The following is a 15,196-nucleotide window of genomic DNA, read 5'->3' on the forward strand; positions in this document are numbered from 1 at the left end:
TATGCGGCCGCTCGACGACCGTGACGCGCGGAAGGTGAAGCGGGAGTTGAGGTCGCGATGGATCTGAGTGCACTCGAGCGTCGAGTAATCGAGGATCGCCGGGCAGCGATCGACCGGACGGTCGAGAACGAATTGCGGTTGGCCACGTCGCTGTGCGATCTCGCAAAAGGCCTGATCGCGACCAAGACCGGTTCGGGCCGGGACCGGACGGCCGAGGCGCTGGCGCCATCGCAGGAGTCCGTCGGCATCCGGCTGCACTGGCTCGCCGCCGGCCGCGTCACAGCCGAGTTCGCGGGTGAAGTCCAGGACGCGCTACGCGTCTTCGAGCAGGCGACCCGACACATCGGGCATCGGGAACTCGCGGCGAGCACCATCCGCAATGCCTGCCACACCTACCGCCAGGTATCGCGGACGCATCCGCAGGTGGCAGCGGTTTGCGCGGACGGCCTGTCGAAGTGCGGTGTGTGGTTGTGCCGCCTCGACCCCAAGGCCGCCGTCGCCGCCAGCGAGGATGCGGTGCGCATCCGCGGCGCGCTGTTCGCGGCGAATCCGGATCAGTCCGGAAAGTATCTCGCCAGCCTGAATATGCTGCTGCGCACATTGATGGTCGGCCGCCAGCGCAAGCAAGCCGTCGCGATGTACCGCGAGCGGTATACCGCACTGACCTCGCCGGAAATGACGGCGCGGCTGCGCGAAACCCGGATCGAGGATATCGATCTCACGAATAAGACCTTCACCGCGCTCACCAAACTCGAAGCCCGGACCTTGCAACGCGCGGGACATCTGACACAGCAGCAGATTCTGTACCAAACCTCGGGCGATCTCGCCACAATCGAGGAGATCAACTGGAAGCTCGCACTGGTCGGTTTGAAGCCACTGGCCGCGGGCGCCCTACCCGATCCCCCATCCCGGCCGGTGGAAATCGGTGCGACCTTCGGCGCATTGAGTGTCCGCTGCAGCGCACCTGACGCCGTCGCCCAGGTCCGCGCCGCGATCATCGCGGCCTACGCCGCTGACAACGCCCGCCAGATCGGCCGCTCGGCCGTGCGCGGTGCCCACGAAACCCACTGGCATACCTTCGATCCCGAATTCAATCCCGCCGAAACCCTTGGCGATGATGTGGTGCTGATCGAGCAGCCGTACGGCGGGTCGGTTGTCGTCATGAGCCTGAACTGGGAGATGGCCCCGGTCGGCAAACACCCACTCGCACAGCACCTTTCCACGCGCTGGTCGGTGATCAGCGTGACCGCGAACGAGAAGATGTCCTACGAGCTGTGCCGATACGAGGACGGTGCGGCCACTCAATACGCCGCACTGGGCCGCCCGAGCGGACAAGCCCCCCTCGATGCGCCATTGGCGCCGTTGGACTTCGCGGCACTGGCCGACTACGGCGCGGACTACGCGTCCGAAACCCAGGTCCGCGCCGCCTTCGGCAATACCGATATGTTCGCCAAACTCACCCAGCTCCCCGCGAGCGGCATCCGGCAAGCGGCACTGGCCATTCCGCTCGCCGACTACGGCGACAACGCCCTGTTCTTCCGCAGCGACGGGAGTTAACCGGGTAGTTCCCAATGGGTTTCGGTGCGGTCGAGCATAGCCTCGATCGCGTTGTCCAGCATCGCCGCGAGTTGCTCGGCCCGGACGCCATTGGCCACCGGGGCGTGATCCAGCACGAAGGCATAGCGACCGTCATCGGGCAGGTCTCGCCAGAGCATGAACTGCTCCGAGTATGCCGCGTGGCCCGAACTTGGAGTGCCCCTGGTGAATGGTGATGGCGCCGGTGCGGGACGCCCGAGTCTGGAAGAAGCGTTCGCTCTGGCGCGCGGGTGACTCCCGATCCGCCGCCGTCACCAATGATCCGACGTGCCGGAACTGCTCACGATCGTCGGCCCGATCGGTCATGATCGGGATGTTCCGGAGCCGTCCCGCCCCGACTCGCGGCAATGCGCGCACCACCGCATCGGCCAAACCATGCGGACCACATTCGGTGACAGTGAAACCGTCACTGTGCCCGAGCGTTTCACCAGGCCGCTGCGTGACCAGATACCCGCGCATGCCCGCGCGCACCGCACGCGCCCTGATGCGCTTGTCCGGATTCGTGATATCCGCGTCGTCCCAGGCATGGACGACCACGAAAACCTCTGGGCGCGCGAAGGTTTCGAGCATATCTCGGATCGACCCGTCGACCGTGGCGCGCAGTCGCTCCCAAGTTTCGAACTTTTCGCGCTCGTAATCGTCGCGCCAGCGCGTACGGCTGGTGAACGAGAAGGTCACCGGCAGCGTGCTGTTGGTGTAACGCTCCAAGAGGACGACGAACTCCAGATCAGTGAAGTCCCGAGCCGCGGTCACGGCTCGGTCACCGGTAGCGCCTGCGCCAGCGAGCCGAGAAGCTGTTCTTGCCGCCGGGCCGCGACGACTTCGAAGGCATTCGTTGTGCCGACGCCCGGTGTGCCCGGAACGTTCTCGCCCGCCGAACCGGCCTGGGAACGCCCGCGTTCGCCGGAATCGATTGGGCCACCGCACCGACTCCCGGGATGCCCGCGTTCGCAATCGCCGGAATGACGGTCTCGGATACGCCGGGTATGGCTCGGATCGCGCCGGTCAGCCAGCGCTCGAAGTCGGGCAAGCTGGGTAGGCTGGCACTGGCACTGGCACTGGAGCGGGGGCTGGCACTGGTACGGGAGCGGAGACTGGTACGGGAGCGGAGACTGGTACGGGAGCGGGGACCGGCATCAGCAACGGCACCGGAACCACTGCGACGCAGACCTCTTCCTCGGGACAAGATCTCATCACCCCGCTGGTGAACGGACTGAGTTTCGGGCAGGCGACCGAACGTAGGCCAGATTCGTTCGACCGAGACCGACCGTACCTGTGCTACCAGGGTAGGAATGCGTGGAATACCGGTCCGAGTCGCCTACTCCGGACGCACCGTAAGAATCCGCGGGCCATCCTCGGTAACCGCAACCGAATGTTCCCAGTGCGCGGCCCGACTACCGTCCAGCGTCACCACAGTCCAGTCGTCGTCGAGCACCTTCGTCTGCGTAGTACCCAACGTCAACATCGGCTCGATCGCGAGCACCGATCCGACTACGAGTTTCGGTCCCTTACCCGGCGCACCCTCGTTGGCCAGGAACGGATCCATATGCATCTCCCGACCGATCGCGTGCCCACCGTAACCGTCGACGATGCCGTAGGACCGGCCGTGTTCCTCTTCGGCCGCGCGCGTACCCATCTCGATGGCATGCGAGACATCGGTCAGCCGGTTACCGGGCAGCATGGCCGCGATACCCGCCTCCATCGACATCTTGGTGGCGTCGCTGAGCAGTTGATCGGCCTCGATGATCGGACCGACGCCGAAGGTCCACGCCGAATCACCGTGCCAGCCTTCGAGAATCGCGCCACAGTCGATGGAGACCAGATCACCTTCGGCCAGGAGCTCCGACGATGTCGGAATCCCATGCACCACACGGTCGTTCACCGATGCGCAGATCGAACCGGGAAAGCCGTGATAACCCTTGAACGACGGTACGGCGCCCGCATCACGGATCACCTGCTCGGCGAGCTCGTCCAACTCGAGAGTGGAAACACCAGGCTTGGCCGCCGCCCGCACCGCGACGAGCGCGCGGCCGACGATCGCACCGGCCGCCGCCATCGCATCCAGCTCACCCGCCGTCCGGAACGGCACGACCTTCTTCTTGCGGTTGAAGACCATCCGGCCTCAGTGTCCCAGTGCGCGTAGCGCGCGTGCGTTGACCTCGTCGATCTCACCGACACCGTCGACCGAGACGACCAGGCCGTCGTAATGCTCGAGCAGCGGCTCGGTCTCTTCGCGGTATACCCGGAGCCGGTTGCGGATCACGTCCTCGTTGTCGTCGGCGCGACCGCGCGCCATCATTCGACCGACCACGGTGTCTTCGGGCACGACGAAGCAGAGCACCGCGTCGAGCTTCTTGTCCATATCGGCGAGGATCTTCTCCAGCGCGTCGGCCTGATCGACCGTGCGTGGGTAGCCGTCCAGCACAAAGCCGTTCGCGGCGTCCGGCTCGGCGACCCGAGCCTCGACCATGCGGTTCGTGACATCGCTCGGGACCAGATCGCCGGCGTCGATGTACTTCTGCGCCTCCCGACCCAGCGGCGTCTGCGCGGAGATATTGGTGCGGAACAGGTCCCCGGTGGAGATGTGCGGGACGCCCAGCTTGTCCGACAGGAGATCGGCCTGGGTGCCCTTGCCGGCTCCCGGCGGTCCGAGCAGTACAAGTCTCACTTCAGGAACCCTTCGTAATTTCGATTCATCAGCTGGCTTTCGATCTGCTTCACGGTGTCCAAGCCGACGCTCACCATGATCAGCACCGAAGTGCCACCGAACGGGAGGTTCTGGGTGCCACCGGACGCGCCGATATCGAGGAACAGGTTCGGCAGGACGGCCACGAGACCGAGGTAGATCGAGCCGGGCAGAGTGATGCGGCTCAATACAAAATTGAGGTAGTCGGCAGTCGGCTTACCCGGGCGATAGCCCGGAATGAAGCCGCCGAACTTCTTCATCTCGTCGGCGCGTTCCTCCGGGTTGAAGGTGATCGCGACATAGAAGTAGGTGAAGAACACGATCAGACCGAAGTAGATCGCGATATATACCGGGTTCCCTGGGTTCACCAGGTATTTCTGGATGATCTCCTGCCACCAACTGGGGTTGGGGTTGTTCTTCGAGGATGTCAGCTGTGCGACCAGGTTCGGCAGATACAGCAGCGACGACGCGAAGATCACCGGGATAACACCGGCCTGGTTGACCTTCAGCGGCAGGTAGGTCGAGGATCCGCCGTACATCTTGCGCCCGACCACACGCTTGGCGTACTGCACCGGGATCCGGCGCTGGCCCTGCTCGACGAAGATGACACCGCTGACGATGGCAAACGCGGCGACACAGACCAGGCCGAAGACCAGTCCACCGCGGTTCTGCAGAATGTTGTTGCCCTCGTTCGGGATGCGCGCGGCGATACCGGCGAAGATCAGCAGCGACATGCCGTTGCCGATACCGCGCTCGGTGATCTGCTCGCCGAACCACATGACCACTGCGGCACCGGCGGTCATCACGAGCACGATGATGATCATGCCGAAGATGCTGGTATCGGCCAGGATGTCCTTCTGGCAACCCTGCAGCAGCTGACCGCGAGCCGCGAGCGCGACGAGACCGGTGGCCTGCAGGATCGCCAGCGCGACCGAGAGGTACCTGGTGTACTGCGTCATCTTGTTCTGGCCCGATTGGCCTTCTTTACGCAGTTCTTCGAATCGCGGGATGACGACGGTGAGCAGCTGGATAATGATGCTCGCGGTGATGTAGGGCATGATGCCGATCGCGAAGACCGACAGTTGCAGCAGCGCACCACCGGAGAACAGGTTGATCAGCTGATAGATGCCGGCGGAATCACCGCCGGAGACCAGGTTGATGCATTCCTGCACGCTCTTGTAATCGACGCCGGGGGACGGCAGCGATGCACCCAAGCGGTACAGCGCGATCAACCCCAGCGTGAAGAGAATCTTCCGCCGTAAGTCCGGAGTCCGGAAGGCCGATACGAAGGCGGAAAGCACAGATCCTCCTGGCGAACGACATGGTCATGCCACGGATATAGGAAAATCCATGACGAGGCTTGGCAGACAACAATTGAACTCTAACAGTGGCACCGGCGGTGTGAGCTCAGTGCCCGGAGGCGGCAGCTCGCGCAACCACGGAGGGCACGCGAGCGCCGCCAATCGAACACTGTCGAGCTCTTCACTCGTCCGGTGCCACTATCTGCAGAGTACCGTCAGCCCAGCTCGGTGACAGTGCCACCGGCCGCGGTGATCTTCTCCTTAGCGGCGCCGGTCACCTTGTCGACGGTCACCTGGACCGCGACACCGATCTCGCCATCGCCGAGAACCTTCACCAGCTGGTTCTTGCGAACCGCGCCAGCGGCCACCAGCTCCGCCTTGCCGACCGCGCCGCCCTCGGGGAACAGCTTGGCGATCGAGCCGACGTTCACGACCTGGTATTCCACGCGGAACGGGTTCGTGAAGCCCTTGAGCTTGGGCAGCCGCATGTGAATCGGCATCTGCCCACCCTCGAAGGCGGCGGGAACGTTCTTGCGAGCCTTGGTGCCCTTGGTACCGCGGCCCGCGGTCTTGCCCTTGGAGCCCTCACCGCGACCCACGCGGGTCTTCTCGGTCTTGGCGCCGGGAGCCGGACGCAGGTGGTGCAACTTGATGGTCATGTCAGACCTCCTCAACTGTTACGAGGTGGCGCACGACGTTGATCAGCCCACGGTTCTGGGGGTTGTCCTCCCGAACCACGGTCTGGCGGATCTTGCGCAGGCCGAGCGTACGAAGGCTCTCCCGCTGGTTCGCCTTAGCGCCGATCGACGATTTGATCTGGGTCACCTTGAGATCTGCCATTTACCTGGCACCTCCCGCTGCCTGAGCGCGCGCACGCAGCATGCCCGCCGGAGCGACATCCTCGAGCGGCAGGCCACGGCGAGCCGCGACCTCTTCCGGACGCTGCAGCATCTTGAGCGCCGCAACCGTCGCGTGCACGACGTTGATGGCGTTGTCGCTACCCAGCGACTTCGCCAGAATGTCATGGATACCAGCGCATTCCAGCACCGCGCGCGCCGCACCACCGGCGATCACACCGGTACCGGGCGAGGCCGGTCGCAGCATGACCACACCGGCCGCCGCCTCACCCTGCACCGGGTGGGTGATGGTCGAGCCGATCATCGGGACGCGGAAGAAGCCCTTGCGAGCCTCCTCGACACCCTTCTGGATGGCCGCGGGAACTTCCTTGGCCTTGCCGTAGCCGACGCCGACCAGACCGTTGCCGTCACCGACGATCACCAGGGCGGTGAAGCTGAAGCGACGACCACCCTTCACGACCTTGGAGACGCGGTTGATCGCGACTACGCGCTCGAGCTGGTTCTTGTCGGCCTGCTGGTCACGACGGTCACCACCACCGCCGCGACGATCGCGGCCACCGCCGCGACCGTCGCGGCTGTCACCGCCACCGGCGGCACCATTCTGCTGTCCGGCGGGTCCGTTGCCGCCGTCACGCCTCTGACGTCCCGGCATCAGACGTTCCTTCCGTAAATGTTTGCAGTCATCAGAACTTCAACCCACCTTCGCGAGCGGCATCGGCGAGCGCCGCGATGCGGCCGTGGTAGTCGTGGCCACCACGGTCGAATACCACGGCCTCGATGCCAGCGGCCTTGGCACGCTCGGCGAGCAGCTGACCGACCTTCTTGCCCTTGGCGGTCTTGTCGCCTTCGGCGGCGCGCACATCGGCCTCGATCGAGGACGCCGCGGCAATGGTCTTGCCGAGCGAGTCGTCGATGAGCTGCGCGTGCAGGTGACGCGAGGAGCGGTTGACCACCAGACGCGGGCGTTCGGTGGTGCCGACGACCTTCTTGCGCAGACGGAAGTGACGGCGGGTCTTCGACAGACGACGCGTCGTCGACACGTCCTTGCCGCGCGGAATGCGCTTGGCCTTCTGATTTTCGGTTTGCGCCATGATCACTTACCCGTCTTTCCGACCTTGCGGCGAACGACCTCGCCGGCGTAGCGGATGCCCTTGCCCTTGTAGGGATCGGGCTTACGCAGTCCGTGGATGACAGCGGAGATCTGGCCGACCTTCTGCTTGTCGATTCCGGACACGGAGAACTTGGTGGGCGATTCCACCGCGAAGGTGATGCCCTCCGGGGCCTCGATCGGCACCGGATGCGAGTAGCCGAGGGCGAACTCCAGGTTGGAGCCCTTGGCCGCGACACGGTAACCGACGCCGAAGATTTCCATCTTCTTCTCGTAGCCCTTGGTGACACCCTCGATCATGTTCGAGACCAGGGTGCGGGTCAGGCCGTGCAGCGAGCGGTTCTGGCGCTGGTCATCCGGGCGGGCAACCTCGAGCTGGCCGTCCTCACCCTTGGCGATGGTGATCGGCTCGGCGACGACGTGGGTCAGGGTGCCCTTGGGACCCTTCACCGACACGTTCTGGCCGTCGATGGCGACCTCGACGCCGGCAGGAATAGCGATGGGCTTCTTACCAATACGCGACATGTGTCCTACCTCCCTTACCAGACGTAGGCGAGGACTTCGCCGCCCACGCCCTGCTTGGCCGCCTGACGATCGGTGAGCAGACCGGTCGACGTGGAGATGATCGCCACGCCGAGGCCGCCCAGGACCTTGGGCAGGTTGGTGGACTTCGCGTACACACGCAGACCCGGCTTCGACACGCGACGCAGGCCCTGCAGGCTGCGCTCACGGCTGGGGCCGTACTTGAGGTCGACGACGAGGGTCTTGCCCACGGTCGCGTCCTCGGTCCGGTAGTCGGCGATGTAACCCTCGCGCTTGAGGATCTCGGCGATATTCGCCTTGAGCTTCGAGTGCGGAGCCTTCACCTGATCGTGGTACGCCGAGTTGGCGTTGCGCAGACGTGTCAGGAAGTCTGCGATTGGATCAGTCATGGTCATGGTTCGACCTTGACACCTTTCTCGCTACGGTTCCCATGCAACACCCGCGTACACATCGGCACGCCAGCCGTGGGCCTATAGCAATTCGGCGGTCCGGCCGACACTTGCCGACCGGATTGAGTTCTCATATGAGCTCTCGGTGCGAGGGCCGTCCACACGTCGATGCGGCTTCGCATCAACGGGACGCGGACACAGCGGTGCCCAAGCAACCGCTCTAGTGTAGGCAAGCCCCAGCTGAGGGCCAAATCCGGGCTAGTCCGCTCACTCCGGCGTAGGTTGCGCTGATGCGTCGTCTCGATCTGCAGCCGAAGAAGAAGCTCCGCAACCCGGGACGTCACCTGCGCCAGCTCGCGCGTTGGCCGGAGCGAATCGCGGATCGAATCCCCGACTCGACGAGCCTCGCTGACCAGCGCTACTGGAATTTCAAACTGCCGGTCATCGATAAGCTGGTCGAGCCGCCGTATGCGACGAATGCGATCCGCAGAGCGTGCCTTATCGCACTTTTCGCTGCTGCCGAGGCGGTTGAGCGCTCGGCGCGTCGCCCGGAGAACAGCCGCGTCGCCTGCCTGGTGACGACGCCCTTCCTGTTCAGCTCCGAAGTGAGGCTCTTTCTATCGGAAGACTATTTCCACAGCTTCCTTCCGGCGGCAGACGTTCAGCGCGCCACCTACCAGGGCGGATGGATCGAAACGTCGCCCGCCGACCCATCGCTGCTCGATCCGATTCGCCCACCAGAACCGAACGGCCTCGAATTTCTTGGCGGAACGCGGTTCCTACAATTCGATGAGGAATTGCCCGATCACCTGTTCGACAGCATCAACTGGATCTGGGCGTTTCCGTACAAATGAGATCGAACACACCACCGATCGCATCGACGTCCGCAGGATGGATTCACCGACACCGGCGCAGTTCCCCGATCACCGCCTTGATCTGCGGTGCGGTGAGATTCTCATGAGGCACCTTGACCGGAGACGCTGGCGGGATTGCTCGGCCGAGGGCCTGTCATGTGGGTTGCGGGTGAGCCGACATCCCGGATCCGGCCGGGCATCTTATTGGCGTAGCGAGATGGGACCAGTGTCATGGCGACCATTCAGGGCACGTTATCGGGCGTCATCAGACACGCCGTCTCGAATTTCCATCCCGGCCGACGTGCGATGTGCCGCCGATGGCCGCGACAGCCCGGAGCGGCTGTCTGGCGAGATTAGGATTGGGCCATGTCGCTCCCGCGCATCGAACGACCTGACCTTCCCGAGTACATGACATGGGAGGATCTCGAGCAGCTACCCGAGGATGTTGCCCGGCAGATCGAACTCTGGGATGGGCGGGTCGTCTGGGTACGACGTGGGCCTGCTGAGAACCAGGCTTTCACGTTCGCCTTCACCAGTGCGCTGAAGCGCTGTGCCCGCGCAGGCATGTCCAAACATCCCGAGCACTGTTGGCGCGTCGACTTCGAGACCAATGTCTTCTTCGGGGCATCGGGTAAGTCGGACTTCGTGACACCCGACTTTCTTGCCTACCGGTGCCTGGACAAGCCTTACCAGGACATCAGAGCAAAGGACGCCTTGCTGGTAGGTGAGGTGCTGTCGCCGTCGAACACGCAGACCGACATGGAGGCCAAAAAGTCTCGCTACGCGCAAGCCGGCATCCCTTGCTATTGGGAAGTCACCCTGGAGCACGAGAAGAGCGCTATCTCGGTCGTGCACGCCTATGCTCTGGAAACCACGCACGGCGAACTCCCTGCCGGCGTACATCCGCTTTACCCTGTCAACTACCTTTTGACCGGCTCGTGGACACCGAAGGACTCCGACGCGATCACCACGAAGTTCCCATTCCCCATCCACATCCCCTGGTCCGAACTCGAATTCTGATCGCGCGCAAGGATATTCGAACCGCTGCGGGCACGGACTCGCACTTCGGCTTGCTGTTGGCGCCTTGTTGACCAGTGCAATTCGGCGGTCCTGCCGTCCGGGTCGAGTTCTCAGAGCTGGACTTGGTTGCTGTACATCAGTTTGTTGTCCGGCCGTGGCCCGGCCACCACAGGCCCTCCGCCGAGCAATCCCGCTAGCGTCTCCGGTCCGATTCGCCAGCGGCGACCCATCGCGTCGAAGAAATCCTCGCCGAAGACGACACGCGGTGACGTCGCGATCCCATGGTCTCGGTACCACGGGCACGGGAATCGTCATCGCGGACACCTCCGGCATCCTTGCCGCCTTCGACACTTCCTCGCCGGAAAGTGACCGCGCTCTTGCGGTGCTGGAAGCCGCCGGCCTGGTCGTGCTGTCTCCCCTGATCCTGGCCGAACTCGATCATGTGGGCCGACGTGCTCTCGGACAGGCGCACGCGGTCTCGATGATCGAGGACATCACAGCTCAGGCGCGTCTCGGTCTGTTCGAAATCGCCGCGCTGACGCCAGCCATCCTCGATCAAGCGAATGCGGTACGCCCCCTCTACCCCGCGCCGCGCCTCGACCTGGCCGACGCGGTCGGCGTAGCACTTGCCGCGGAGTACGAATCCGACGCGATACTCACACTCGACCGCCGAGACTTCCGGGTGCTTACTCCCCTGACATCACATACCGCGTTCCGGGTCCTCCCGGACGACCTTTAGCCGCATACCGAACTCACCGCGCGAAACGCGGTAACCGAACGCGAAGGTATGCGACGGCCCCGAGCGGGCGGCAGGCGAGATTACGATTGCGCTATGTCGGCTCCGCGCGTTGAAAGGCCCGACCTCCCTGAGTACATGACCTGGGAGGAGTTGGAGCAGCTTCCCGAAGAGATCGCGGAGCAGATCGAACTATGGAACGGTCGCGTGGTCTGGCTGCGACGCGGACCCGACGAACACCAGGAGTTCACCAATCTCTTGTGGAGTGGGTTGCGTCGCTGCGCTCGCAGCAATATGACCGCGGACCCTGAGCAGTGCTGGAGGGTGAGCACCGAGACCAATGTCTTCTTCGGCCGCACCGGAAAATCCGACTTCGTAACGCCAGACTTCATGATCTTCCGATGTCTGGACGAGCCATACCAATATGTCCGATCCGACGGAGTTCTCCTGGTCGGCGAGGTCCTGTCACCATCGAACTCCGACGCCGACATGGAGCTGAAGAAGGCGCGTTACGCCGCTGCAGGCATTCCGTGGTACTGGGAAGTTACCCTCGCGACCCACCAGAGTGCGATAGCCCATATCCACGCCTATGTCTTGGCCCCGGAGGTAGCGGCGCCACCCGGCGTCGCCGTGCTGCACCAGGCCAACTACGTCCTCGCAGGCACCTGGTCTCCCAACGAGTCCGAGGCTATCGAAATCGACCACCCATTTCCCATCCACATCCCCTGGTCCGAACTCGAATTCTGATCGGGGGCAATTGAGAGCCGAATGTGGGCACACAGAACAGCGCGGCCAGCTATTTTGGCGGCTGGCCGCGCTGTGTGTGTCGGCTGAGTCCGAGTTACTGGCCGCCCCGCGGAAAACCTAGGTCGGGCTCCCCGAGGAATGTGTACTCGCCCTCGTTCGCGTCGAGCAGTCGCCCCGCGAAGGTCATGGCCTCGATGAGTGCCTGTACCGCGTCAACTCCGAAGATCGTGGTGGCAAATGGCGTGGGGTTCATACCCTCGATCTGCACCACACAGGAGTACGCATCCTCAGAGGCGACCGGCTTGCCGAACGCCACGATCACCGGTTGATCACCCTTTCGGAGTTCGCGAGTTGCAATCGGTTCCCCGATGTCATGGGTCGGCATGGGCGGGAGGCTAGTCCCGTGCTGTTACAGGGTCGGGATTTGACCAGGTACCGCGTCGGTGAAGAGTTCCAGGGCGGTGGTGCGTACCTTGTTGAGGGCATTGCGGGTGCGGGCGGAGTCGATGGTGTGCAGGATCGGTAGGGCGGGCCGCCACAGGTCGACGCCGTCGGTGTGGTTGCCGAGTCGCCAACGCAGAAGCCCGGTTTCGGCGGCGGTAAGTGCCCATACCCACACGTGGGTCTGTCTGTTCCAGATACTGGTTCCCAGAGCGTAGTAGCGTTCGGCGTTAATGAGATCGCCGAGGGCGAGGAAGGTTTTCGCGGTCTGGTCGACGACGGTGGCCTTGTTGGGGCACCACATCGACACCCACGATATGGCCCACTACGAGGTCGATCACCGGCAGGTGCGAGAGTTACTCGTCGTGCCGAACTCGCTGGCGGTGCAAGCCATCGCGGTGCGGGTCGTCGGCTATTTTCAGCCGGGTGGTGATCAGTCGCGCAAGGCGCACAGAACCTCGCCGACCTGCGGCCAGCAGTTCGGTATAATCGCCCACATTTCACCTGGCCACCACTGGGAGACAGCGCAAGAACCGCTGTGCTGGGCCAGCTCGAGCGCGGGGTGTCGATCTATGACCGTTCCGGCGTGGTCGAACAATTGGAGAACGACCGTGGGCGGCTACGCCGTCTCACCAACGGCGGCGAGGTCATCGAATCGCTATCGCGTGAACAGTCGTGGCCTTCGGCGGCAACCTGCCAGACTCTCGACACCGGGCAATCGTTCGTGATCCTTCGCTGCACCTCCTACGCCTCCCGCGACGACCGCCGAAGCGGTTGCGGCCCTGCCCAATAGCACGCACGGCGTCGACCGCGGTGTCGGCTACGAAGTCGACCGCGACGGAACAGTCTCGCCGTCACGTTGGCGGGCGGCACATTCCGCGTCACAGACGACACGATCGACGTCATCGCCGCCGACGGCACCTCCCTCGCGAGCGTTCCGCGCGCACTCACCCTCGATGACCACGTGATCACCTTGGCCCCGCGAGTGGACGCCAACGGCACCAAGCTCCTCGCCGACGTCGCCGCCCAGGACATCGGCTACTGGCGTGTGACCTCGCCGCGCCAGCGCAGCAGCGAGGCGGGCGCCGGAATCGGCGCTTTGATCGGCGGCATCGGCGGCGCCATCGCCGGCATCGTCATCGGCATCGCCGCCTACGGGCTGCTGCTTCCGATCAGCCTGCCGCTCGGCCTGCTCATCGGCGTGCTCGGCGGCATGGCGATCGGCGGCGCTGCAGGCGCGTCCGTCCCCAACTCCGACGTCCCCGACCGGTGGGACTACCAGCAGGAGTGCTACAACAGCGGGCCGTACCGCTACTGCTGGTAAATCACTGCGCGTAGTTGACGCGAGGGTGCCGAACGCGAAAGCCGGTGCCCTCGTTCGCTTTCGAGCCTTCGCATGCCGCTCGTGTTGCTCACATACCGGGCCGAACGATCGGATCCGCTCCTAGGCTGGAAGGCCTGAATGCCGAGTCGTCGGACAACTCCTTTACCTGCGCGCCCATTACATCCAAGCTGACAGCCCTATGCCATGATCCTGCTAGTATCATGGCATGACGATGTTTCAAGTGAGCGATCTGGCGGGGGCGCGCCGCCGCGAGTTCCTCGATGAGGCGAAGCGGTCGTCGGCGTCATTACGTGACACCGACGGGTCGGTGCTCGTCATGCTCGCGGCCCAACGCATCGCGGCGCTGAATGAAGCGGCCGCCGTCGCCATGCAGTTGTTCACGGCCGAAGCAGTGCTCGCCCGGACCGATACACCCACCCCGGTCGAACTCGGCGGACTGGCGTGGTTGGCGGAATTCGATCCCGACGACCGGGCCGAGGCATTGGCCGAGATCCGCAATGCCGTGGTGCTCACAGTGACATCAGAAGATCCGGCCCCGCTGCGCGATACGTTGCATGCGTGGGTGACTACTGCGACAGTCATGCGCAACCCGGTTCGTCGTGCGATACACACCAGCGCTGCCGATGAGTCCGATTTCGTCGAGGTGGATGCCCCCCAGCCGAGTAATAATGCATGATCGCGATCCCCGGCCCGGTGCGTATCGCCCGTTCGTCGCAGCGCGCTCGCCCGGTGGTCGACCCGTTGGCCCGTCCCCAGTGAATGAGACCGCTCGGTATTAGAGTCCTGTTGGCCCTGATCAGGGCCTGGAAGGGACGATAGGGATCACGGCTGGACGCAAGCGGCATTCCGCGGAGGAGATTGTGCGGAAGCTGCGCCGTGCCGACGAGTTGGCGGCGGCGGGTATGTCCGGAGAGGAGATCGCCGCGGAGCTGGGGATCTCGGCGGCGACGATGTACAACTGGCGCCGCCAGTACGGCGGCGTGGACACCGACGCGGCGAAAGAGCTCAAAGAGTTGCGGGAACAGAACGCTCGGCTCAAGCGATTGCTGGCCGATGCCGAGTTGGAGAAGGACGCGCTGCGGGAGATCGCGAAGGACGCTCCTATAGATGTCAAGCCGTCAACGCCCGATAGTCGGCGCGTAACGCGCGGAACACTTCTCGCGCGAGATAGCGTTTGAGGCAGCGCAAGATTTCCGGTGTTGTCTTGCCGTCGCGCTTGCGCCGGGCGGCGTATGTCTTGGTGTCATCGTGGTAGCGCATGCGGACTATAACCGCGGTGTGCAGGGCCTGGTTCGCTTGCCGGTCGCCACCGCGGTGCAGCCGGTGCCGGATCGTCTTGCCTGAAGAGGCGGGGATCGGCGCGACGCCACAGAGGCGAGCGAACGCGGCCTCGGAGGTGAGCCGGTCGGGGTTGTCGCCGATCGAAATGACGAGAGCCGCAGCGGTATCCGGGCCCAGCGCGAACACGGCCATGGTCTTCGGCGCGACCTGCTCGAGGACCTCGCTCAGCTGCTGTTTGAGCCGGTCGGCGTGGGCTTTCGAGTCGATGATGCGTTCGGCGAGTGAGCGCAGT

Annotated in this window: 22 protein-coding genes and 1 pseudogene; 9 read left to right on the plus strand and 14 right to left on the minus strand. The window is 64.1% G+C overall.

The window, feature by feature from the left end:
• Nucleotides 1–57 precede the first annotated feature (57 nt).
• Nucleotides 58–1,557: a hypothetical protein gene (locus ACW2Q0_RS22430; RefSeq protein ID WP_457192855.1), complete on the plus strand. Its 1,500-nt coding sequence runs from the start codon at nt 58–60 to the stop codon at nt 1,555–1,557.
• On the opposite strand, the gene ACW2Q0_RS22435 is transcribed toward ACW2Q0_RS22430, so the two are convergent.
• The 11 genes from ACW2Q0_RS22435 to rpsH all read right to left on the minus strand — a co-directional run bounded on the left by ACW2Q0_RS22435 (nt 1,554) and on the right by rpsH (nt 8,486).
• Nucleotides 1,554–1,715, minus strand: a complete 162-nt coding sequence (locus ACW2Q0_RS22435; protein WP_457192856.1) for a hypothetical protein — start codon at nt 1,713–1,715, stop codon at nt 1,554–1,556. The two genes, ACW2Q0_RS22430 and ACW2Q0_RS22435, sit on opposite strands and share 4 nt — an antisense overlap.
• Nucleotides 1,690–2,349 (minus strand): ESX secretion-associated protein EspG, encoded by a 660-nt coding sequence (locus ACW2Q0_RS22440; RefSeq protein ID WP_457192857.1) that lies wholly within the window; start codon nt 2,347–2,349, stop codon nt 1,690–1,692. The genes ACW2Q0_RS22435 and ACW2Q0_RS22440 overlap by 26 nt, the downstream gene beginning before the upstream one ends.
• Nucleotides 2,350–2,914: 565 nt before the next feature.
• Nucleotides 2,915–3,712: a type I methionyl aminopeptidase gene (gene map / locus ACW2Q0_RS22445; protein ID WP_457192858.1), complete on the minus strand. Its 798-nt coding sequence runs from the start codon at nt 3,710–3,712 to the stop codon at nt 2,915–2,917.
• Between the two features lie 6 nt (nt 3,713–3,718).
• Nucleotides 3,719–4,264 carry an adenylate kinase gene (locus ACW2Q0_RS22450; protein ID WP_457192859.1) on the minus strand — a complete coding sequence of 182 codons (546 nt, stop codon included), beginning with the start codon at nt 4,262–4,264 and terminating at the stop codon, nt 3,719–3,721.
• Nucleotides 4,261–5,583 (minus strand): preprotein translocase subunit SecY, encoded by a 1,323-nt coding sequence (secY, locus tag ACW2Q0_RS22455; protein ID WP_457192860.1) that lies wholly within the window; start codon nt 5,581–5,583, stop codon nt 4,261–4,263. The genes ACW2Q0_RS22450 and secY overlap by 4 nt, the downstream gene beginning before the upstream one ends.
• Before the next feature lie 215 nt (nt 5,584–5,798).
• Entirely contained in the window at nt 5,799–6,242 is a 444-nt protein-coding gene (rplO, locus tag ACW2Q0_RS22460; RefSeq protein WP_457192861.1) for a 50S ribosomal protein L15, read from the minus strand.
• A gap of 1 nt (nt 6,243) precedes the next feature.
• Entirely contained in the window at nt 6,244–6,423 is a 180-nt protein-coding gene (rpmD, locus tag ACW2Q0_RS22465; protein ID WP_062983142.1) for a 50S ribosomal protein L30, read from the minus strand.
• On the minus strand, nt 6,424–7,092 hold the full coding sequence (gene rpsE, locus ACW2Q0_RS22470; RefSeq protein ID WP_457192862.1) for a 30S ribosomal protein S5: 669 nt from the start codon (nt 7,090–7,092) through the stop codon (nt 6,424–6,426).
• Nucleotides 7,093–7,123: 31 nt separating this feature from the next.
• Nucleotides 7,124–7,531, minus strand: a complete 408-nt coding sequence (rplR, locus tag ACW2Q0_RS22475) for a 50S ribosomal protein L18 (RefSeq protein ID WP_457192863.1) — start codon at nt 7,529–7,531, stop codon at nt 7,124–7,126.
• A gap of 2 nt (nt 7,532–7,533) precedes the next feature.
• Complete coding sequence (gene rplF / locus ACW2Q0_RS22480) at nt 7,534–8,073, minus strand: 50S ribosomal protein L6 (RefSeq protein WP_457192864.1); 540 nt, start codon at nt 8,071–8,073, stop codon at nt 7,534–7,536.
• A gap of 14 nt (nt 8,074–8,087) precedes the next feature.
• On the minus strand, nt 8,088–8,486 hold the full coding sequence (rpsH, locus tag ACW2Q0_RS22485; protein WP_062983150.1) for a 30S ribosomal protein S8: 399 nt from the start codon (nt 8,484–8,486) through the stop codon (nt 8,088–8,090).
• Nucleotides 8,487–8,770: 284 nt separating this feature from the next.
• Between rpsH and ACW2Q0_RS22490 the strand changes: the two genes are divergently transcribed.
• The 4 genes from ACW2Q0_RS22490 to ACW2Q0_RS22505 all read left to right on the plus strand — a co-directional run bounded on the left by ACW2Q0_RS22490 (nt 8,771) and on the right by ACW2Q0_RS22505 (nt 11,837).
• Nucleotides 8,771–9,334 (plus strand): DUF3916 domain-containing protein, encoded by a 564-nt coding sequence (locus ACW2Q0_RS22490; RefSeq protein WP_457192865.1) that lies wholly within the window; start codon nt 8,771–8,773, stop codon nt 9,332–9,334.
• Between the two features lie 366 nt (nt 9,335–9,700).
• The gene (locus ACW2Q0_RS22495; RefSeq protein ID WP_457192866.1) at nt 9,701–10,354 is read left to right on the plus strand and encodes a Uma2 family endonuclease; all 654 of its coding nucleotides are present in this window, start codon (nt 9,701–9,703) and stop codon (nt 10,352–10,354) included.
• Between the two features lie 265 nt (nt 10,355–10,619).
• The gene (locus ACW2Q0_RS22500) at nt 10,620–11,093 is read left to right on the plus strand and encodes a PIN domain-containing protein (RefSeq protein WP_457192867.1); all 474 of its coding nucleotides are present in this window, start codon (nt 10,620–10,622) and stop codon (nt 11,091–11,093) included.
• A gap of 93 nt (nt 11,094–11,186) precedes the next feature.
• Complete coding sequence (locus ACW2Q0_RS22505; RefSeq protein WP_457192868.1) at nt 11,187–11,837, plus strand: Uma2 family endonuclease; 651 nt, start codon at nt 11,187–11,189, stop codon at nt 11,835–11,837.
• 94 nt (nt 11,838–11,931) lie between these two features.
• On the opposite strand, the gene ACW2Q0_RS22510 is transcribed toward ACW2Q0_RS22505, so the two are convergent.
• Together ACW2Q0_RS22510 and ACW2Q0_RS22515 are read right to left on the minus strand one after the other, a co-directional pair.
• A complete protein-coding gene (locus ACW2Q0_RS22510; protein WP_457192869.1) occupies nt 11,932–12,222 on the minus strand; it encodes a DUF6968 family protein in 291 nt (96 codons plus the stop codon).
• A 24-nt stretch (nt 12,223–12,246) separates the two neighbouring features.
• On the minus strand, nt 12,247–12,582 hold the full coding sequence (locus ACW2Q0_RS22515) for a hypothetical protein (RefSeq protein WP_457192870.1): 336 nt from the start codon (nt 12,580–12,582) through the stop codon (nt 12,247–12,249).
• 234 nt (nt 12,583–12,816) lie between these two features.
• Between ACW2Q0_RS22515 and ACW2Q0_RS22520 the strand changes: the two genes are divergently transcribed.
• From ACW2Q0_RS22520 to ACW2Q0_RS22535, 4 genes and pseudogenes are all read left to right on the plus strand, one after another.
• Nucleotides 12,817–13,071, plus strand: coding sequence for a hypothetical protein (locus ACW2Q0_RS22520; RefSeq protein WP_457192871.1), 255 nt, complete (start codon nt 12,817–12,819; stop codon nt 13,069–13,071).
• 66 nt (nt 13,072–13,137) lie between these two features.
• On the plus strand, nt 13,138–13,602 hold the full coding sequence (locus ACW2Q0_RS22525) for a hypothetical protein (protein WP_457192872.1): 465 nt from the start codon (nt 13,138–13,140) through the stop codon (nt 13,600–13,602).
• Between the two features lie 226 nt (nt 13,603–13,828).
• The gene (locus tag ACW2Q0_RS22530; protein ID WP_457192873.1) at nt 13,829–14,299 is read left to right on the plus strand and encodes a hypothetical protein; all 471 of its coding nucleotides are present in this window, start codon (nt 13,829–13,831) and stop codon (nt 14,297–14,299) included.
• 145 nt (nt 14,300–14,444) lie between these two features.
• Nucleotides 14,445–14,717: pseudogene (locus ACW2Q0_RS22535) on the plus strand (transposase); the annotation flags it as partial.
• Nucleotides 14,718–14,733: 16 nt separating this feature from the next.
• Here ACW2Q0_RS22535 and ACW2Q0_RS22540 read toward each other — a convergent pair.
• Nucleotides 14,734–15,196 (minus strand): transposase (locus tag ACW2Q0_RS22540; protein WP_457192874.1); only part of this gene is annotated, 463 nt, incomplete at its 5' end.

The sequence above is a fragment of the Nocardia citri genome, from assembly GCF_054065835.1.